The organism is Caldibacillus sp. 210928-DFI.2.18 (assembly GCF_020554505.1).
In the GTDB taxonomy this organism is placed as follows: Bacteria; Bacillota; Bacilli; order Bacillales; family Caldibacillaceae; genus Caldifermentibacillus; species Caldifermentibacillus hisashii.
This window is the reverse complement of the sequence record NZ_JAJCHL010000013.1, coordinates 1-20,330: the sequence shown is the minus strand read 5'-3', so window position 1 is coordinate 20,330 and position 20,330 is coordinate 1. Positions and strand designations below refer to the sequence as shown.

The 20,330-nt window shown below is 38.6% G+C and carries 20 protein-coding genes, 1 pseudogene and 2 other annotated features; of the genes and pseudogenes, 18 read left to right on the top strand and 3 right to left on the bottom strand.

What is annotated here, in order from left to right; all coding sequences use genetic code 11:
- Nucleotides 1-278: 278 nt before the first annotated feature.
- The 11 genes from speD (at nucleotide 279) to LIZ98_RS04780 (ending at nucleotide 10,376) form a co-directional block, all read left to right on the top strand.
- On the top strand, nucleotides 279-659 hold the full coding sequence (gene speD, locus LIZ98_RS04830) for an adenosylmethionine decarboxylase (protein ID WP_034771636.1): 381 nt from the start codon (nucleotides 279-281) through the stop codon (nucleotides 657-659).
- Between the two features lie 152 nt (nucleotides 660-811).
- Nucleotides 812-1,201 carry a hypothetical protein gene (locus LIZ98_RS04825; protein ID WP_227139091.1) on the top strand — a complete coding sequence of 130 codons (390 nt, stop codon included), beginning with the start codon at nucleotides 812-814 and terminating at the stop codon, nucleotides 1,199-1,201.
- Nucleotides 1,202-1,356: 155 nt separating this feature from the next.
- Nucleotides 1,357-1,821 carry a transcriptional regulator NrdR gene (gene nrdR / locus LIZ98_RS04820; RefSeq protein ID WP_034771635.1) on the top strand — a complete coding sequence of 155 codons (465 nt, stop codon included), beginning with the start codon at nucleotides 1,357-1,359 and terminating at the stop codon, nucleotides 1,819-1,821.
- Between the two features lie 83 nt (nucleotides 1,822-1,904).
- A complete protein-coding gene (locus LIZ98_RS04815) occupies nucleotides 1,905-3,269 on the top strand; it encodes a replication initiation and membrane attachment family protein (RefSeq protein WP_034771634.1) in 1,365 nt (454 codons plus the stop codon).
- A gap of 84 nt (nucleotides 3,270-3,353) precedes the next feature.
- Nucleotides 3,354-4,286 carry a primosomal protein DnaI gene (gene dnaI / locus LIZ98_RS04810; RefSeq protein ID WP_034771633.1) on the top strand — a complete coding sequence of 311 codons (933 nt, stop codon included), beginning with the start codon at nucleotides 3,354-3,356 and terminating at the stop codon, nucleotides 4,284-4,286.
- Between the two features lie 175 nt (nucleotides 4,287-4,461).
- Nucleotides 4,462-5,298, top strand: coding sequence for a sporulation protein YtxC (gene ytxC / locus LIZ98_RS04805; protein WP_227139092.1), 837 nt, complete (start codon nucleotides 4,462-4,464; stop codon nucleotides 5,296-5,298).
- Between the two features lie 271 nt (nucleotides 5,299-5,569).
- Nucleotides 5,570-5,800 (top strand) — a binding site (T-box leader).
- 173 nt (nucleotides 5,801-5,973) lie between these two features.
- Nucleotides 5,974-7,908 (top strand): threonine--tRNA ligase, encoded by a 1,935-nt coding sequence (gene thrS, locus LIZ98_RS04800; protein WP_227090622.1) that lies wholly within the window; start codon nucleotides 5,974-5,976, stop codon nucleotides 7,906-7,908.
- Nucleotides 7,909-8,164: 256 nt separating this feature from the next.
- Nucleotides 8,165-8,298 (top strand) — a sequence feature (ribosomal protein L20 leader region).
- 82 nt (nucleotides 8,299-8,380) lie between these two features.
- Nucleotides 8,381-8,884: a translation initiation factor IF-3 gene (gene infC, locus LIZ98_RS04795; protein WP_034771627.1), complete on the top strand. Its 504-nt coding sequence runs from the start codon at nucleotides 8,381-8,383 to the stop codon at nucleotides 8,882-8,884.
- Between the two features lie 17 nt (nucleotides 8,885-8,901).
- Nucleotides 8,902-9,090 (top strand): 50S ribosomal protein L35, encoded by a 189-nt coding sequence (gene rpmI / locus LIZ98_RS04790; protein WP_034771626.1) that lies wholly within the window; start codon nucleotides 8,902-8,904, stop codon nucleotides 9,088-9,090.
- A gap of 97 nt (nucleotides 9,091-9,187) precedes the next feature.
- Nucleotides 9,188-9,547 carry a 50S ribosomal protein L20 gene (rplT, locus tag LIZ98_RS04785; RefSeq protein WP_034771625.1) on the top strand — a complete coding sequence of 120 codons (360 nt, stop codon included), beginning with the start codon at nucleotides 9,188-9,190 and terminating at the stop codon, nucleotides 9,545-9,547.
- A 256-nt stretch (nucleotides 9,548-9,803) separates the two neighbouring features.
- Nucleotides 9,804-10,376, top strand: a complete 573-nt coding sequence (locus LIZ98_RS04780; RefSeq protein ID WP_034771624.1) for a TVP38/TMEM64 family protein — start codon at nucleotides 9,804-9,806, stop codon at nucleotides 10,374-10,376.
- 218 nt (nucleotides 10,377-10,594) lie between these two features.
- Here the strand turns inward: LIZ98_RS04780 and LIZ98_RS04775 are convergent, their stop codons facing one another.
- Complete coding sequence (locus tag LIZ98_RS04775; protein ID WP_227139093.1) at nucleotides 10,595-11,002, bottom strand: sigma-w pathway protein ysdB; 408 nt, start codon at nucleotides 11,000-11,002, stop codon at nucleotides 10,595-10,597.
- Between the two features lie 150 nt (nucleotides 11,003-11,152).
- Here LIZ98_RS04775 and dut point away from each other — a divergent pair, with 150 nt between their 5' ends.
- Both dut and LIZ98_RS04765 read left to right on the top strand, forming a co-directional pair.
- Nucleotides 11,153-11,587: a dUTP diphosphatase gene (dut, locus tag LIZ98_RS04770; protein ID WP_034771622.1), complete on the top strand. Its 435-nt coding sequence runs from the start codon at nucleotides 11,153-11,155 to the stop codon at nucleotides 11,585-11,587.
- Between the two features lie 103 nt (nucleotides 11,588-11,690).
- Nucleotides 11,691-12,779 (top strand): M42 family metallopeptidase, encoded by a 1,089-nt coding sequence (locus LIZ98_RS04765; protein ID WP_227139094.1) that lies wholly within the window; start codon nucleotides 11,691-11,693, stop codon nucleotides 12,777-12,779.
- Between the two features lie 64 nt (nucleotides 12,780-12,843).
- On the opposite strand, the gene LIZ98_RS04760 is transcribed toward LIZ98_RS04765, so the two are convergent.
- On the bottom strand, nucleotides 12,844-13,683 hold the full coding sequence (locus LIZ98_RS04760; protein ID WP_043988656.1) for an MBL fold metallo-hydrolase: 840 nt from the start codon (nucleotides 13,681-13,683) through the stop codon (nucleotides 12,844-12,846).
- A complete protein-coding gene (sspI, locus tag LIZ98_RS04755; RefSeq protein ID WP_041846480.1) occupies nucleotides 13,683-13,892 on the bottom strand; it encodes a small acid-soluble spore protein SspI in 210 nt (69 codons plus the stop codon). Before sspI ends, LIZ98_RS04760 begins: the two co-directional genes overlap by 1 nt.
- Before the next feature lie 214 nt (nucleotides 13,893-14,106).
- On the opposite strand from sspI, the gene LIZ98_RS04750 reads away from it, so the two are divergent.
- The 5 genes and pseudogenes from LIZ98_RS04750 (at nucleotide 14,107) to LIZ98_RS04730 (ending at nucleotide 19,931) form a co-directional block, all read left to right on the top strand.
- Entirely contained in the window at nucleotides 14,107-14,859 is a 753-nt protein-coding gene (locus LIZ98_RS04750) for a TrmH family RNA methyltransferase (RefSeq protein WP_227139095.1), read from the top strand.
- Between the two features lie 377 nt (nucleotides 14,860-15,236).
- Nucleotides 15,237-16,259, top strand: a pseudogene (pheS, locus tag LIZ98_RS04745) (phenylalanine--tRNA ligase subunit alpha); the annotation flags it as partial.
- A gap of 123 nt (nucleotides 16,260-16,382) precedes the next feature.
- Nucleotides 16,383-18,797: a phenylalanine--tRNA ligase subunit beta gene (gene pheT, locus LIZ98_RS04740; RefSeq protein ID WP_227139096.1), complete on the top strand. Its 2,415-nt coding sequence runs from the start codon at nucleotides 16,383-16,385 to the stop codon at nucleotides 18,795-18,797.
- A 243-nt stretch (nucleotides 18,798-19,040) separates the two neighbouring features.
- Nucleotides 19,041-19,307 carry a cell division protein ZapA gene (gene zapA, locus LIZ98_RS04735; protein ID WP_034771612.1) on the top strand — a complete coding sequence of 89 codons (267 nt, stop codon included), beginning with the start codon at nucleotides 19,041-19,043 and terminating at the stop codon, nucleotides 19,305-19,307.
- A gap of 96 nt (nucleotides 19,308-19,403) precedes the next feature.
- Nucleotides 19,404-19,931, top strand: a complete 528-nt coding sequence (locus LIZ98_RS04730) for a CvpA family protein (RefSeq protein ID WP_041844814.1) — start codon at nucleotides 19,404-19,406, stop codon at nucleotides 19,929-19,931.
- Nucleotides 19,932-20,330 lie beyond the last annotated feature (399 nt).

Below are 20,330 nucleotides of genomic sequence, written 5' to 3'. Positions count from 1 at the left end.
CTTTGTACATGGTTTCAAAATATAATCACATTTCCAAATTCCTTATGTATATAATGTTATGGATGCTTCATATATGAGGTTTTTTTTAAGATACCTAGAGCATTTATTGATTGATTAATATAGGAAAACCTTGTATACTGATAGGCGTGGAAAAATAACTACTTAAAGGGTTAGGGCCTCTCTGGACTAACTTCCCCCGTGGTAGTTATGCAATTTTTGTCGTGTACACTCATTTACCTGTATGTACAGGAAAAAATCATTAAAGGGGGAACGTACGTATGAATACATTGGGTCGTCATGTTATTTCAGAATTATGGGGTTGTGACTATAACAAACTGAATGATATGGATTTTATTGAAAGATTATTTGTTGATGCTGCGTTGAAGTCCGGTGCTGAAGTTCGGGAGGTTGCCTTCCATAAATTCGCACCTCAAGGAGTCAGTGGGGTTGTCATCATTTCAGAATCCCATTTAACCATCCACAGTTTTCCTGAGCACGGTTATGCAAGTATTGATGTTTATACGTGCGGTAATTTGGATCCAACCATTGCCGCGGATTATATAGCGGAAAAATTGAATGCAACATCAAGAGAGACGATAGAGTTTCCCAGAGGAATGGGTCCTATCGAAGTGAAAAGTCCAAGTGTACAAAATGTCTAATTGAAAAAAATATTTCAAAAGATGATGTTGAGTATAAACATCATCTTTTTTTATAGATACAAAATGTAGTAAGATAAAACTATATAGATTTACGTTTGATGAGGACAACATAAAAAATTTTTGAAAAATGAATGAAAAGGATGTTTGAGAGAATGAGTAGAAAGCCATCAATTTTTCAACGATTCCAAAAAAATTGCGAAACGTCTGATGATCATTTTGACAAAGATTTAAAAAGCCATTATTATAAAAGTTCGTTTGATAAGGTATTAACAACGGTTGAAGATATGTTTAAAAAAGATCCGGCAATGAAAATCACCGCCGTTTCTAAGGACCGCGGGGAAATTTCTGTTTCAATGACAAGTAGGCCAAAAGCGTTTATTATTGTCACAGTTATTGAAGTTCGACCATTTCAAACCGCCGTTGATTTCATGGTATCTTCTGAAATTTTTTCGATATTTGGTCTTTACCCGACATTGAAGAAACTTGTCTTACGCTTTTATCAAGAATTGGACAAGCAGTTGCCAAAATCGGATATGAAATAGATAAAAATTATTTCACCAATAAATCTATAGCTAAAAATTAACGGAACGGACATCCTGAATTTTTTCGAACATAAGAACTGTGCTATGGAAGTTATTAACCATAAGACATGAAAAAAATCCCAAAATAAGGAAGAAAGAATAAGGAGGAATAAGAGGTGAAATGTCCAACGTGTAAATATAATGGGACAAGGGTTATTGATTCAAGACCTGTCGATGAAGGCAGGGCTATCCGCAGACGTCGTGAATGTGAAGAATGCGGCTACCGCTTCACAACCTTTGAAAGGGTTGAAGAATATCCATTAATCGTTATCAAAAAGGAAGGTACAAGAGAAGAATTCAGCCGGGATAAAATTTTGCGCGGATTACTTCGGGCATGTGAAAAACGTCCGGTCAGTTTAAATCAGCTTGAAATTATCACTGCTGAAGTGGAAAGGGAATTACGGAATCTCGGCGTTTCAGAAGTAAAAAGTGAAGTGATTGGTGAGATGGTTATGGATAAATTGGCAAAAATAGATGAAGTCGCTTATGTTCGATTTGCATCTGTCTATCGCCAATTTAAAGATATTAACGTATTTATTGAAGAATTGAAAGACCTTTTAAAAAAAGAGCATAAAGAATGACTCGAATGTTGAGATGGTCGTTAGACTCTCCGTTTAGAGTGGGATAAATACAAAAAAGTAAAAGAAAGGTCGAGGTTGTTTTCATGGAACCACATTGGAAGGAACTGATACCGGGAGATCAATATATTGTTTGGATTGAGGGTCCGTTAAATGTGGATGATTCAAAGGTGCTAACCTTATTATATCAACCGCTTATCGGCCCGATATGTGTCAGTTTATACATGACATTATTGAACCAAATTGGGAAGAGTCGCCTACAATCTGAACCAGCTTCACACTATTATATTATGAATTTACTTGATTTAAACTTGGCCGAAATTTATAATGCAAGAAAAAAATTGGAGGCAATTGGCCTGTTGGAGTCGTTTGTAAAAAAAAATAACGATTCCCGTTCCTTCCTGTATATTTTAAAGCCTCCCTTATCACCACGCCAATTTTTCACGGACGGTTTATTGAACATCTACCTTTATCAAAAAATTGGTCATGATTACTATCAGCGTCTAAAACATGATTTTGCCGATGAAGCAATAAATACAGATGGTTTTGAAAAGATTACCCAACCATTCCAACAAGTATTTGGCTCAACCCATTCTTTCCCTTATGAAGCATTGAATGCAGAAGATGATGCAAAGGCTCTCCCCGGAAAAATGGAGGCCAAGCCGGTGACAGTAGCCCCCGACTTTTTTGACTTTGACTTGTTCATGGCAGGACTTGATGAAGCAGTTGTCCCAAAAACCGCCATTACGAAAAAGGTTAAAGAAGTAATTTTAAAATTAGCGTTTTTATATGGGATTGACGCCATTCAAATGAAAAATATAGTCATGGGCAGTTTAAATGTCGATAATGAGGTAGATATGGAAACTTTGCGGAAAAGGGCAAGAGATTGGTATAAAATTGAGCATTATAACTCTCTGCCAAAATTAATTGATCGTACCCAAAGTCCAATCTACGAGTCGGATACAGATGTACCGAAAACAAAGGAGGATCGCCTTGTTCGTTATTTAGAAACAGTGAGTCCGCGACAAGTCTTAACGGATTTATCGGATGGCTCTGAACCGGCGGAAAGTGATTTAAGGTTAATTGAGGAAATCATGATTAATCAAAAATTAAACTCCGGCGTTGTCAATGTCCTAATTCAATATTGCATGCTTAGAACCGACATGAAATTATCGAAAGCTTTTGTTGAAAAAATTGCATCGCACTGGGCACGGAAAAAAATTAAAACCGTTAAAGAAGCAATGGCACTGGCAAAAGATGAGCATCGTAAGTATATCGAATGGCAACAAAACAAAAAGAACAAACCAACATCGAAAAGAAAAGCAGTTCGTACGGAAAAAGTACCGGACTGGCTTGAAAACCGAAATGACGGTCAGGAAAAACAGAATGAAAAGGTTGATATCGAATTGAAAAAAAGTTTAGAAGAACGATTGAAAAAATATAGAAAATAGAAATGGTAAAATTAGAGAATTGACAAGATGATAACGATTTTACCGATATGTACTCCAGATAAAATGAGGAGGTGTGCTCCCGCTATGGAAAATATTAGAGAAACATTAAATCGGATAAGTAATCGGGATGATTTTCAAAAAAGATTTACGATGATACGGCAGGAAATCATGTCCCATCCTGATGTACGTGCTTTTCTTTTGGAACATCAAGATGAAATTTCGGGACCAATGATTGACCGCAGTCTTGGTAAATTATATGAATTTGTCTCGCAAAGTAGAGGGTGTAAGGAATGTCCTTCTTTGGAACAATGTAAAAATATCATTCCCGGCTATGAACCGGAACTTGTGCTAGTAAATAATGGGATCGATGTCCACTATGTGCCATGCCGCTTAAAACGGTTAGCCGATGAAAAAAAGAAAATGGAAAACAGAATTCAATGCCTCTACATGCCAAAAGATATCCTGCAAGCATCTTTAGGAAATGTCATTCTCGATACGGACAATCGTATGCAAGCAGTTGATAAGGTGGAACAATTTATCTCTAATTATGGAAGTGAACATTTCCAAAGAGGCTTTTATTTTTATGGGCCTTTTGGAACGGGGAAAACCTATTTACTCGGAGCTGTAGCGCACGAATTAGCCGGAATAGGAATTTCATCTATTATTGTTTATGTTCCTGAACTAATTCGAGAGATGAAGCAGGCAATTAGTGACCATACATTAAATGAAAAAATAGACATGCTGAAAAAAGCGCCGGTTCTTATGTTCGACGATATCGGAGCTGAAGCAGTTTCGAGCTGGGTAAGGGATGAAGTTCTCGGACCGATATTACAATTCCGTATGTTGGAAAGGTTGCCGACTTTTTTTACTTCAAACTTTAATTTAAATGAGTTAGAACATCATTTAACCTATTCACAACGCGGGGAAGAGGAAAAACTTAAAGCTGCAAGGATCATTGAACGGATCAAATTTTTGGCCGAGCCGGTTCCCATTGATGGACCGAATAAAAGAAAGTAGACGAGACCTTTAACACCTTACAAAAAATAATTAATAAGGATACTCGAAACATCTAAAAAAACTTATACGTAAAGGTACAACAGGAACCTCGCTAATTCATGTAGCGAGGTTCAGTTCTAAAGTAACCAAGCCCCCCATATATATGAAACAGGAATGCCTCACAGGGGGGACGGAGATGTTTTCAATTCAATTTAATAATAAAGAGGATTTAAATTTTTTTTATCAATCATTTTTAAAAAACAAATCGGAACATATCCAAATTGAAAGGAAATCCTTACAACTGGATTTCATTTTTCCGGGTATGAAGAAAGGAGATTTTTTAACTGACATATATAAACACTTAAAAAAATTTATTATGGAAAAAAAACGGATGGAGTGGTGTCAGGAAATACTTGAAAATGATTTTTTCTATACCGATACGGATGAACAAATTCAAATTATTGAAATGGTCTACTCGATCATGGAAGGAAAAAGAAAAGATCTGCCATTCGAGATCGATCATGCTTCTTTAGAGGAACAGCTTGATCAAGCTTTACTGGAAGTGATTCGTTCAAGCCACATCCTGTCCATCGATGCCTTGATAACTTTCCGACTTCGCTTTTATATTGAAAAACTTTCATCTTATCTCGAAATTGCCATTGACGAGTACAAAATGGAACAGGATTATCAGTCCTTTATTTTCTATTTGCGTAATTTTTTGGCTGAGCGGTCAGCACAAATGAAATGTATCTATTTGGTGAATGAGGACGGATTTCAATTTTATGATGAACATAAAAACAAAATCAAACGTTCGGATTTAGATAAACGAATAGATCGAAAATTATTGTCTGAGCATCCCGTTTATGTTGATTCAGTTACCATTGCTCCGCTAATTTCAATTGCTCCTGAAATCATCTATTTATATACGGAACAGCCGGAAAACGGGATTATTCAAACGCTAAAAAACATTTTTGAAGAAAAATTAATTATTTTATCTTTGCAGGATTTTTCTTATGACCAAAGAGAAAAATGATCACGTGCATTTATTAAGCGGATATATACTTTACCACGAAAAAAATCATTTCCATTCACTCTGGGGTAGACTGACGCCATTTGGGGGACTATAAAGAAAAATGACTACTTGCATTTTTAGTTTAAAAAACTTATAATACCTACATACTAGTTAAGAGGTATTTTTCTCAAAACGTTGACTGAGTCGACTTGTTATAAAGCAATTTTACTGAGAAAAAATTGACGTTGGGAGCACATCTCAGTTTCTTTTTTAACAATAATTAAATGGATAGAAAAAAGTGATGCAAAGGACAAGGGTCTGTTGTTACGGTTTATAGAGAGGGAAGGACGGTGGAAACTTCCTAACACGAATAATGGACTTACCCCCTTTAAACTTCAACTGTGAAAGATTTTCAAGTAATGGTTGACGGATCCGACCGTTATCGGCTTCTTGAGTCGCAATGGTTTTTTAAACTTTGCGAGAATCAGGGTGGAACCACGGGTATATAAAACTCGTCCCTACTTTTAGGGGCGGGTTTTTTATTTTTCATTAAAAAAGTATAATTTCCAGCTGGGATACTCATTCGACATAGTTGGAAATACACCTTTCTTTAGAAGTGAGTGATCGACAAAGGAGTCCCGAGTCGTTCCTCATCTAAACCAGGTAAAATTTCAAATACTTGAGGAGGCAGTAATCATGTCAGAAAGGATTCAAATTACATTTCCGGATGGAGCAGTGAAGGAGTTTTCAAAAGGTGTAACAATGGAGGAAATTGCTGCATCGATTAGTCCGGGATTGAAGAAAAAAGCCTATGCGGGAAAATTAAACGGATCTTTAATCGATTTGCGTACACCGATTGAGGAAAGCGGCGAAATCCAAATTTTAACTGATAAGGATCCGGAAAGTCTGGAAATTTTGCGCCATAGTACGGCACACTTGATGGCTCAAGCAATTAAACGGTTATATAAGAACGTCAAACTTGGTGTTGGCCCGGTCATTGAAAACGGCTTTTACTATGATATTGATTTAGAGGAATCCATCACCCCGGAAGACCTTCCTAAAATTGAAAAAGAAATGAAAAAAATCGTCAATGAAAATCTTGAAATTGTCCGGAAAGTTGTCAGCCGGGAAGAAGCGATTCAAATGTATAAAGAAATTGGCGATGAATATAAGTTGGAACTGATTGAGGCCATTCCTGAAAATGAAACAGTAACTATCTATGAACAAGGTGAATTTTTCGATCTTTGCCGTGGTGTTCATGTTCCGTCGACAGGAAAAATTAAGGAATTCAAGTTGCTTAGCATTGCCGGTGCCTATTGGCGTGGGGACAGCGACAATAAAATGTTGCAACGGATTTACGGAACTGCCTTTTTTACCAAAGCGGAATTGGATGCCCACTTGAAAATGTTGGAAGAAGCAAAAGAACGCGATCACCGGAAACTTGGAAAAGAATTAGGTATTTTTGCGATCAATCAACTCGTTGGCCAAGGGCTGCCATTATGGTTGCCTAAAGGCGCAACGGTTCGCCGTACAATTGAACGGTATATTGTTGATAAAGAAATCAGTCTTGGCTACGACCATGTGTATACACCGGTTCTTGCCAATGTCGATTTATATAAAACAAGTGGTCACTGGGATCATTATCATGATGATATGTACCCGCCTATGGATATGGGTGACGGTGAAGAATTAGTACTCCGGCCGATGAACTGCCCGCACCATATGATGATTTATAAAAACAGCAAGCATTCCTATCGAGAACTACCAATTCGGATTGCCGAACTTGGGACGATGCATCGTTTTGAAATGAGCGGGGCATTATCCGGACTGCAACGGGTTCGCGGTATGACATTAAATGATGCCCATATTTTCGTTCGTCCGGACCAAATTAAGGACGAGTTCAAACGGGTTGTTACGTTGATTATGGAAGTATATAAAGACTTCAATATTACCGACTTCTCTTTCCGTTTATCCTACCGTGATCCGGAAGATACGAAAAAGTATTTTGATGATGATGAAATGTGGGAAAAAGCACAGAGCATGTTGAAATCAGCAATGGATGATCTAGGTCTTGATTATTTCGAGGCAGAAGGTGAAGCAGCATTCTATGGTCCGAAACTTGATGTCCAAGTGAAAACGGCGATTGGGAAAGAAGAAACTTTGTCAACCATCCAATTAGACTTTTTATTACCGGAACGCTTTGATTTAACTTATGTCGGAGAAGACGGGAAACCGCATCGTCCGGTCGTTATCCATCGTGGTGTTGTTTCAACGATGGAACGGTTTGTCGCTTATTTACTTGAAGAATACAAAGGGGCATTTCCAACATGGCTGGCACCGGTTCAAGTCCAAGTGATTCCGGTATCCCCTGAAATCCATTTTGACTATGCAAAAACCGTTCAAGAAGAGTTGAAAAAGGCCGGTATACGTGTTGAATTGGATGCCCGCAATGAAAAAATGGGTTATAAAATTCGTGAAGCACAAGTTCAAAAAATCCCATACATGCTTGTTGTCGGGGATAAAGAAATGGAAGAAAAAGCCGTCAACGTCCGAAAATACGGAGAACAAAAATCGGAAACAATGGCATTTGATACGTTCTTAGCGCAAATTAAGCAAGAGGCAAGGAAATAGACGCATATTGTTGGACACTGTTGGACACCAGCTCCTTGAGAGTTGGTGTTTTTATCAAACGAACGCATATTTTGTCTGGTGAATTATTTAACAATTTCCCACATTTCGCTCTTATTCCCTACTTTTTTCTAAACAATGTTGTTTTTCTCGTTCTTTTTTGTTATACTACTTTTTGTTGTGTTTGCTTAATAAAAGCGAGCATTGACAATGAAGGATATCTATGCTATATTTAAAAAAGTGAAATTGAATACGGTTTGTGAAAAAGAAGAGGCACCCGCTTCTCACCTGGAGGACGCTTAAGCTGTTAACAGGTTTTGACTGGCAAACGATGATGTGAATGAACACGGAAATCTAATGTGCGGGTGTATGTACCCGCACTTTTTTATATTTGAAATAGTGGGGAATCGCTCTTTTCCAACCAAACCCAAGTATTCACAAAATCCTTTGGAGGTGTCTTAATATTAGCAAAGATATGATGGTCAACGAGGGCATTCGTGCTCGTGAAGTTCGTTTAATTGATGCGAATGGGGAACAATTAGGTATCAAATCAAAAGTTGAAGCCTTGGAAATTGCAGCCCGTAGAAATCTGGATCTTGTTTTAGTTGCTCCAAACGCGAAGCCGCCGGTAGCGAGAATCATGGATTACGGGAAATTTCGTTTTGAGCAACAAAAGAAAGAAAAAGAAGCTCGAAAAAATCAAAAAGTGATCAGTATAAAAGAAGTCCGTTTCAGCCCGACTATTGATGAACATGACTTCAATACAAAATTACGGAATGCCCGGAAATTTTTAGAAAAAGGCGATAAGGTGAAAGCATCTTTACGCTTTAAAGGTCGGGCAATCACCCATAAAGAAATTGGTCAAAAAGTACTGGATCGTCTGGCAGCAGAATGTTCAGATATTGCTGTTATCGAATCAAAGCCAAAAATGGAAGGACGCAGCATGTTCTTGGTACTTGCACCAAAAATTGAAAAGTAATCAAGGAGGAAATTGTTATGCCTAAAATGAAAACGCACAGTGGCTCTTCAAAACGCTTCAAGAAAACAGGAACCGGTAAATTGAAACGTTCCCATGCTTACAGAAGCCATATGTTTGCAAATAAAACACAAAAACAAAAACGGAAACTTCGTAAAGGTACACTTGTATCTTCCGGTGACTATAAACGCATCAAACAAATGATCTAATGATCAGGCTGTGTTGCAGCTTATTTAGTAAGTGAAAATCAACACGAAGAACAGAGTTATTTTAAATAGGTAAGAATTACTAGGAGGTTTTTAAACTATGGCACGTGTAAAAGGTGGTACTGTTACGCGCAGACGTCGTAAAAAAGTACTGAAATTAGCAAAAGGGTACTACGGTTCGAAACATCGTTTATATAAAGTTGCAAATCAACAAGTTATGAAATCGTTAATGTATGCATATCGTGACCGCCGTAAACGGAAAAGTGAATTCCGTAAATTATGGATCACTCGTATTAATGCGGCAGCACGCCAAAACGGTCTTTCTTACAGCCGTTTAATGCACGGGTTAAAACTTGCCGGTATTGAAGTAAACCGCAAAATGCTTGCTGACCTGGCTATTGCAGACCCACAAGCATTTACCCAACTGGCTGATACTGCAAAAGCACAATTAAACAAGTAAAAGGTGGACGGGACTTATTCATTAGAAAAGGTCCCGTTTTCTTTTTGAGGTGAAATATTGGTGCTCCCTTAATAAAGGTGCTTTTTATAAAATACTAACTCACTCAATGACCGGAAACGAGATTTCTCGCAGTAAAGCTTCTTACATAAAAAATCATCATATCTTTACCGGTTTTTGTATAGGCTTAATAGAGAAGCTTCCCTTTGATGATTAAGAATATCAAGTGTTGCAACTTAGAACAATGGGAGGGCAAAAGATGGGTGAAAAAACAAATTATGTGTTATCATTCTTGGAGTTTAGCGGATTTTTCGCACCCGTGGCATTTATTCTCTTTCATATTGTCAGACAATTCCTGTTTATTCCGGCTGTTATTGTATGCTTAGCAGGTGGTCTACTATTTGGTTCCGTGTTTGGCAGTCTTTACTCATTAATTGGCTTAACCATATCCAGTTTTCTCATTTATTTTCTTTTAAAATTGTTCCCAAGTGTTCATAACCGTCTGCATCAAATCAAATTGAAATGGTTCGGACCATATACAAATCTCACCCACGGTCAAATTGCTCTTTTAAAACTGATTCCTTTTATGCATTATCAACTGCTTAGTTATTGTCTTTTGGAGCGAAACAAAAATTTCCAAGATTATGCAGTGGGTTCATTGTATACAAATATACCCGTTGTCATCTTTTATACAGTGTTTGGCCAATTTTTTAATTCCTTTACCCCGACAATGGCCGTCATCTTTCTCATTGCACTATCTGTATTGATTGTGGTCTTGCGGGAAAAATTTGTTGTCATCAAGTGGAAAGACTTCTTTAAAGCAACTTCCTGAGTTTTTTGTAAACCTTTGTAAAGGCAGTTGTTATTCCTCTTATTTTATCCCATTCTTTCACGCCCAAATCTTGTATTCACGGCAGATTTGCGCCACAGTGTGAAAAAGTGCCAAGAAGTGTTTTCTTGGCACTTTTCCTATACGGTAAGATTGGTTCAACTAACCATCAGCGGGATAAAGAAAAACCTGCTGCTGGAGAGTTCACTTTATTATAAAAATCACATTGTTTGATTCGGTAAGTTGTCATCAGAATTAAGGAATTCTTTAATGGGACTTTTCCAATCAATTTTAGCATTTTTATAATGTTGTAAAATATGTTGTTCGACTGTTTTAAAATCATTTTTTGTTAACCCTTTTAATGCTCCCACATCTTTTGGAAAAACAAATATCGAAATAACATCGAATGAATCCGTTGTCGTTCCTAAATATTTTTCACCTTCAAATAGAACCCCTTTATAAGTTAAAGTGAAATTTTTGCGAACATTATTTGGGTCATCCAGAAAATAAAACCGTTTTTGCTCATGGGCAAGTTCGAGTTTCCGCTTTGGATGTAACAAATAACGGATCCCGCTATATATAAGGAGAAGAATGATCATCAGAAAGATAATACGAATTAATAGTCCCATATAAATGCCTCCTTGATAGATGTTTCTATACGCAAAACAATTATCCTTCCGTTCATATTACTAATGCTACGAAATGGAAGGAAAAAGGTTTCAGTTTTTGTTTCTTTTGATATAATTTTTTTAGTACTTTTTTGACAAGGAGAATCCAAGATGAATGACCAATTAAAAGTAAAATTAATAAAAGAAGATGCCAAATTACCTCAGTATGCCAATCCGGGTGATGCCGGATTAGATTTATTTTCAGTAGAGGAGAAAATAATTAAACCGGGTGAGTTTGAATTAATTTCTACCGGAATAAGTCTTGAATTGCCACCCGGAACTGAAGCACAAGTTCGTCCAAGAAGCGGACTGGCACTAAAACACGGGATAACCTTACTAAATAGCCCCGGTACCATTGATGAAGGATATAGGGGGGAAGTGAAAGTAATGTTAATCAACCATGGGAAGAAAGAATTTAAGGTAGAAAAACATATGCGCATAGCCCAAATGGTCGTCGCACCGGTAACCAGGATGAACGTCATTGAAGTGGAGGAAATTTCTGATTCCGTAAGAGGAGAGGGCGGATTCGGGTCGACAGGATGGTAATCGTCCGCCATTTTGCAACCGGGAATTTGCTAAAAGGAATTGAGCATAATTGTTAGCTAAAATTTGAACGAGTATCATGTTTTTCAATTTAGGAGGGATCGATTTGATAAAATTAGATGAAACATTATTGATGTTGAAAGAGTTAACCGATGCAAAAGGAATTCCCGGAAATGAACGGGAAGTACGTGAGGTCATGAAAAAATACATATCACCTTTTGCTGATGAAATAACCTATGATGGCTTAGGAAGCTTAATTGCTAAAAAAGTTGGTGAAGGCACCGGTCCAAAAATCATGCTTAGCAGTCATTTGGATGAAGTAGGATTTATGGTCACGAATATTGATGATAAAGGATTCATCCGGTTTCAAACAGTTGGCGGTTGGTGGAGTCAAGTCATGCTGGCTCAACGTGTCACCGTTGTTACTTCAAAAGGTGAATCGATTACCGGCGTCATTGGATCAAAACCACCACATATTTTACCTTTAGAAGTACGAAAGAAACCGTTCGATGTGAAAGATATGTTTATAGATATCGGAGCAACCTCCAAAGAAGAAGCAACTTCATGGGGGGTACGACCGGGAGATATGATCGTCCCTTATTTCGAATTCACCGTAATGAAAAATGAAAAATTCCTGCTTGCCAAAGCTTGGGATAATCGAATTGGCTGTGCGGTAGTTATCGATGTATTGAAAAACTTACAAAAGGAAAAACATCCAAATATCGTTTACGGTGTTGGAGCGGTTCAGGAAGAAGTCGGCCGCCGTGGGGCAAAAACTGCAGCTTATCAAATTGAACCGGATATCGGTTTTGCATTAGATGTCGGAACAGCAGGGGACACACCGGGCATAACGGAAAAAGAATCGCTCAGCAAACTGGGAGACGGACCACAAATAATCATTTATGATGCTACATTGGTTTCCCATAAAGGTTTACGTGAGTTTGTGACAAGTGTAGCGGATGAACTGAACATTCCTTATCAGTTTGAATCCATTCCGGGTGGGGGAACAGATGCCGGTTCTATTCATCTGGTAAAATCCGGTGTACCATCGATGGCGATTACCATATCGACACGTTACCTTCATTCCAATGCCAGCATCATTCACAGGGATGATTATGAAAATACGGTAAAATTATTAACGGAACTTGTAAAGCGATTGGATCGAAAGACTGTAAATAAAATTAAGTTTGAATAAGTGAAGACGAAAAGAACCGGTGAAGTTGCCCGGTTCTTTTTTGCTCTTATAATTAAAAAACGATTTAAACGAATTTGCCATAATCCGGAACGGCAATGGTATCAAATTCATTGACAAGCTTTGTTAATCCCTGTTCAAGCTCCTCGCCTTCCATTGGCAATCCGTGACCTGTTACAGCTACTCGAGGGTGTAAGGCAGCTAATTTTTCCACCGATTTTTTGGCTAGTTGCCAATCAGTTGTTAAATAACGGGGGGGTCCGTTCACTTCCCGTTCCTGGACAAGTACTTTTGCAAGTGAATCTTGCTTTACGGTAATGAAAGCATCACCGGCAATTAAGGTTCGATCTTTTTCACGGAATAAAGAAATATGTCCGTCTGAATGTCCCGGTGTATGAATCCATTTCCATTCGGACAAATGCGGTAATTCTCCGTTATCCTGGAGAGGCTTCACGTGATTGCCTAAGTGTACTCCTTCATTCGGGAACATTGGCGATATTTTTGCAACAAGGCCACCCTCAACCGTTCCGTCCGGGTCCGGATAATTTTTTTGCCCGGTTAAATATGGAATTTCCAATGGATGTGCGTATACAGGAACATCCCATTGAGTAAGTAATTTTTCTATTGAGCCAACATGGTCAAAATGTCCGTGAGTTAAAATGATGGCTTCCGGTTTTGCATTTTCGCCAAATATTTCTTCAACAATTTCAAAAATCTTTTTTTCTGATTCAGGCATTCCTGTGTCTATTAAGACAAAATCGTTGCTTGTCCGAACCATCGCAATATTGACGATTTGAATGGTGTAGGAAAAAACTCCCTCCGCCACTTGTTGGACAAGGCCATTTGTTAACGATGTCATCGGTATAAACTTTCCATCCATCGTTTGATTTTCTTGCCGGTGTTCCATTATTTATTTAATCCTTCTTCTAGATTTTCCAGCATCATTTTTTGCTCATTTGGATCTGCATTTTGCCAAATTACTTCAAATAAGACACCAAGTCCCGGAAGCATTTTTTCTTCACCGACTTGAATAGCATCAACAATCGTTTCTCGCAATTGATCTTGTGAATTACCTGCAATATTTTCTTTAACCGCATTTCGTAAATTGAAGTTCATGATTTCAGCCTCCTCTTTAATTTGCTAATAAGAAAAGTATAAATTTTTCAATTTCTACTTTCCTAACGCATACGTGCTCTTGCGGCTTTGCTTTTGCTCGGACACCCGAGTTTTCTTTATCAACGTTATTGTTTTACTTTTTGTGGTGTATTATGTATAAGGAATTCGATATAATGAAAAATATCGTTAGAACAATTATCTGAAGGAGAAACATATGAAATTTATTCAATCCAAAAAAAATGAAAAAGTAAAACAGTGGAAGAAACTGCTGACGAGAAAAGAGCGGGATAAATCCGGTTTGTTTATTATTGAAGGGGAACATTTGGTTGAAGAGGCCCATTCAGCTGAACAAATTGTCGAGCTGATTGTCACCGAACAACATTATGCAAAATTGCCAAAAACAAAATTTGGAGGTATCGATTTATTCGTAATCGCCAACGAAATAGCAAAAGTGATTTCGGATACAGAAACGTCACAGGGCATTTTTGCTGTCTGCAAACAACCGGAATCAAGGAGAGTAGAAGGAAAAACATGGTTATTAATTGATGCTGTACAAGACCCGGGTAATATCGGGACAATGATTCGGACTGCAGATAGTGCCGGTCTTGATGCCATCATTGTTGGAGAGGGTAGTGTAGATATTTATAATGCAAAAGTGTTACGTGCGGCTCAAGGAAGTCATTTCCATTTACCCATCATTCGAGGCAACCTGCATCAATGGATTGAAAAACTGGAGCAAAATAACATCCCGGTCTATGGTACCGCACTGAAAAATGCTGTATCAATGTATGAAGTGACACCGGTTGATAAGTTTGCATTAATCGTCGGGAATGAAGGGCAAGGCGTGAATGAAGAGCTGTTAAGGAAAACAGTGAAAAATTTATACATCCCGATTTACGGAAAAAGTGAATCATTAAATGTATCAGTTGCAACCGGAATCCTCCTTTATTATTTAAGAAGACGATAATTTTTCGTTCATGCCCATTGCTATTCCGTCAAAGTCTCGCTATAATAATAAAATAAATTAATCCATATAAAAGTAATGATTGAGGCTCATTCGTTTGGGTCATTTTGCTCAAGGGAGAAAATGCCGCGACTGGAAGCATTTTTAGCAAAATCCAAATGAACCTTCACCTCATGAACTCTCATCGGGACCACTTCTACATTTATACATACCTGAGAAGTGTAAAGATCGAGCGGGAAGACCGTTATGTGAATGAAGTTGGACGCAATTGGACCGTAAATATGGGTGATTGCGTCAATAAGGGTGGTACCGCGACCATAATCCTCGTCCCTTTACGGATGGGGGTTTTTTATTTTGTGTAAAAATAGGAGGTTACAATCGTGAAAGAACGTTTACAAGAGCTAAGACAAGAAGTATTGGAAAAAATTTCACAAGCAACGGACTTAAAACAACTAAACGATGTCCGGGTTGCTTATTTAGGAAAAAAAGGCCCGATTACCGAAGTGTTGCGTGGGATGGGAAGCCTTTCTGCAGAAGAACGTCCGGTCATTGGAGCGCTTGCCAATGAAGTACGGGAAGAAATATCTACTCAGCTGGAAGCAAGAAAAGCAGAATTGGAAGAAGAAGCTATTCAGAAGAAATTGGCTGAAGAATCCATCGATGTGACATTGCCGGGACGACCGGTCAACCACGGCAGTCACCATCCATTAACGAAGGTTATTCAAGAAATTGAGGATTTATTTATCGGGTTGGGCTATTCGATTGCGGAAGGTCCGGAAGTGGAAACCGACTACTACAATTTTGAAGCCCTAAATTTACCAAAAGACCATCCGGCTCGTGATATGCAAGATTCTTTCTATATCACGGAGGAAATTTTATTACGGACGCAAACATCACCGGTTCAAGCACGGACAATGGAAAAATTTAAAGGCAAAGGACCGATTAAAATTATTTGCCCTGGAAAAGTATACCGCCGCGATAATGACGACGCGACTCACTCTCATCAATTTATGCAAATTGAAGGATTGGTCGTTGATGAAAACATCCGCATGAGTGATCTGGTCGGTACATTAGAGATTTTCGCGAAAAAAATCTTTGGTGAAGAACGGGAAATTCGTCTTCGTCCAAGTTTTTTCCCATTCACAGAACCGTCTGTTGAAATGGACATTACATGTAAAATTTGCAGTGGGGAAGGTTGCCCCGTATGTAAAGGAACCGGTTGGATTGAAATACTCGGTGCTGGCATGGTGCATCCGAATGTTTTACGTATGAGCGGTTTTGATCCGGAAAAATATACCGGTTTTGCGTTCGGGATGGGACCGGAGCGGATTGCCATGTTGAAATACGGTGTGGATGATATCCGAAATTTCTATATCAATGATGTCCGATTCTTAAAACAATTTTTCGCAGCCGATATTCCAGTTTCAACAGAGTCAAGTACCAAAGCAGTTTTTGAACAAAGCGGCATCCTTGGCAGCGAATAAAAATCTTAAAAAATCTATAACAGTGTGTAGGAGGAATAATTGATGCTTGTTTCATATAAATGGCTCGGGTCATATGTCGATGTTAGTGACGTGACTCCGGAAGAACTTGCGGAGAAAATTACGAGAACGGGAATTGAAGTGGAAGGAATTGAACAAAAAGGAGCAACAATGAAAAATATTGTTGTCGGTCATGTACTGACTTGTATCGATCACCCAAATTCCGACCATCTTCATCTTTGCCAAGTGGATATTGGAGAAGGGGAGCCGGTTCAAATTATATGCGGTGCCCCGAATGTCGCAGCCGGACAAAAGGTGATTGTCGCAAAACCGGGTGCAAGAATAGGTGGCAATGTAAAAATCAAAAAAGGAAAAATCCGCGGAGAAATCTCGAACGGAATGATTTGCTCCTTACAAGAGCTTGGAATTGAAGGGAAAGTCGTACCAAAAGAATATGCGGATGGGATTTATGTGTTACCGGAAGATGCAAAAGTTGGTAGCGATGCCCTTGCCCTGCTAAATATGGATGATTCGGTGCTTGAACTCAGTCTTACACCGAACCGGGCCGATTGTATGAGTATGATTGGTGTCGCTTATGAAACAGCAGCGATTTTAGGAAAAAAAGTAAAACTGCCGAAAATCACACTCGCACCAAGCGGCGAAAAGGCGAGCGACTACATTTCGGTTAAAGTAGATACGCCGGAAGATGCTCCGTTATATACGGCAAAAGTAATCAAAAATGTAAAAATTGGTCCGTCACCTTTATGGCTGCAAACAAAACTGATGGCTGCCGGAATTCGTCCCCATAATAATGTGGTCGATGTCACAAACTTTATTTTATTAGAATATGGTCAACCGCTTCACGCCTTTGATTATAACCGTCTTGGCTCAAAAGAAATCCTTGTACGCCGAGCAAAGGTAGGAGAAAAAATCATTACCTTGGACGATGCTGAACGCACATTAACCTCTGAACATCTTGTCATTACGAATGGGCAAGAACCGGTTGCTTTAGCCGGTGTCATGGGCGGCGCTAATTCAGAAGTTACTAATGATACATCTACTATATTACTGGAATCAGCGTACTTTGATAGCCATGTCATCCGGAAAGCTTCGAAAGACCATGGACTTCGTAGTGAAGCAAGCAGTCGCTATGAAAAAGGCATTGATCCATTGCGCGTCCGAGAAGCTTCGGAACGGGCTTGTGCCTTAATTGCTGAAATTGCCGGTGGAGAAGTGCTGGATGGTATGGTTGTCCATGATACATTAAATATTGAACCGGTCACGGTCACAATCGAACGGGCAAAAGTAAATCAATTTTTAGGTACCAATTTATCTGTAGAAACCGTTGCAAACATTTTGGCAAGATTGCAATTCCCGTATAAACAAGATGGCGATGCATTCGTTGTTGACATTCCTTCGCGACGATGGGACATCACGATTAAAGAGGACCTATACGAAGAAATTGCCCGAATATACGGATACGATAATATTCCGAAAACACTTCCCGACGGCGCACAAACGGCAGGTGGCTTAACTCCTTATCAAAAGAAACGAAGGATTGTTCGGGAAATATTAGAGGGAGCAGGTCTTAATCAAGCGGTCACTTACTCATTAACAAGTGAAGAGAAGTTCGCACATTTCACATTGGAAAAATCGGCGCCAATTAAATTAGCAATGCCGATGAGTGAAGAACATGCGATATTAAGACTTAGCTTATTGCCACATTTATTGGATGCGGTCGCCTATAACAAAGCAAGAAAAAATGACCATGTTGCCTTGTTTGAAACAGGTGCTGTGTTTATTTCACAAGGGGAAAACATCCAACCGAAAGAAAGTGAACATCTTGCCGGTGTCATGACCGGGCTTTATGTCAACCATCCTTGGCAAGGCGAAAAACGGGTGGTCGATTTCTATGTGGTCAAAGGAATTTTGGAAGCCTTATTTGAAAAACTACAAGTTCATTCACGGATTCGTTATGAAAAAGCCAATATCGACGGGATGCATCCCGGTCAAACCGCAACAATATTGTTGAATGATGAGAAAATCGGTTTTGTCGGGAAAATTCATCCAAATATGGAAAAACAATACGATGTGAAAAATGTTTTTGCCTTTGAACTTGATTTAGAACAATTGTTAAATACGGAAACAGCACCATTGGCCTATGAAGCAATCCCAAGATTTCCAAGTATCTCCAGGGATATTGCATTAATTGTCGACAAAGAAAAATCAGCCGGTGAACTGGAACAAATCATTACTGAAGCAGGTGGAAAATTATTAAAAGAAGTAAAAGTATTCGACGTTTACCAAGGCGATAAAGTTGAAGCCGGGAAAAAATCCGTTGCTTTCACCCTTACGTATCTTGACCCTGAAAGAACCCTAACCGACGATGAAGTAACCAAAGTGCATGAGAAAGTATTGGCGGCACTTCATGAAAAAGCAGGTGCAGAGTTAAGAAAATAGATAAAAACCGTAGCTGTCCGATCAAAAGGCGACCAAAAGAAACCCGGTCACCCTTTCTGATGGGACAGTTTTCGTTTATATATCCGAAAGGCGAGTCAACTAAATCATTTATAATCGTTTGTGCTTAACATCTCTCGTTTGGAAATCAACTTCTAAAACAGTAATGAAAAATGAATTTCCCTTCCCAATTCTTTTTATTTCATGCTATGATAAAAAAGGATGCTGACGATTGGAGGTATGAACTTGTCAGACAAACAAAAGAATCGCATTCCCGTTGAAATATATGGACAAAATTATATGATTGTTGGAACCGAGTCACCGGAACATATTCGTAAGGTTGCCGAACTGGTGGATGAAAAAATGAAAGAAATTAAAAATAAAAATGCTGCATTAGATACTAGTAAATTGGCCGTTTTAACAGCGGTTAATGCAGTGAATGAATATTTACTAATCAAAGAAAAACTTGAGGTGTTGGAAAGGGAACTCCGAAATAACGGAAATGAGAGGTAACAAGTCATTTCTGTTTCCAACCGATTTTTTATTGAAACAATGAATTGATATTGATATAGATTGCTAGGAAAAACTAAGGCTAAAGGGTTGACAAGTATGTTCAGTATGATTTTACTTTTCCTTTTTTTTATGGGATTTATTATTGGTTTAAAAAGAGGTTTCATTTTACAAGCCATTCATTTAACCAGCTTTTTTATCGCCTTTTTTATTGCAGTGATGTACTACAAAGACCTTGCTGTACGTTTAACCTTGTGGATTCCTTATCCGACTATAAGTGATAATGACACATTGCAATTAATACTGGGAGCGGTGAATGCCGAACAGGCTTTTTATCGGGGAATCGCCTTTTTTATCATCTTTTTTGCTGTCAAAATCGTTTTACAAATTATCGGTTCGATGTTGGATTTTGTTGCCAGATTTCCAATTATCAGGCAACTGAATGTTTGGGCCGGCGGGATTTTAGGTTTTCTGGAAATTTATTTAATCTCATTTTTGATTTTATATATGATGGCTCTTCTTCCAATTGGAAAAGTGCAAACATGGATCGATCAATCGTGGGTGGCTAAAGCTGTTATTGAACACACGCCAATCCTATCGCAACAACTTTATCGGATGTGGTTTTGAAAGAATTGTAATGTCCTCATTTACCCCGCACAAACGGTCACTAAATCTTCCTTCTGTGGTAAGTTAAATCAGAGATGGAAAAAAGGAAGACAAGTGTCCAATGGGTTTAACTAACCATCAGTGTTACAACTGATGGTTAGTTTCACTTTATCCTGCCTTAACGGGCAGTAAATCTTCCTCTTGTAGCTTAAGTTAAATCAGAGATGGAAAGGAGGAAGATAAGTGCCCGTAAGTGCCCGATTGGTTCAACTAACCATCAGCGGGAAGAAAACCCCGCTGATGGAAGTTTCACTTTATCCCGCACAAACGGTCACTAAATCTTTCTCTTGTAGCTTAAGTTAAACCAGAGATGGAAAGGAGGAAGATAAGTGCCCGTAAGTGCCCGATTGGTTCAACTAA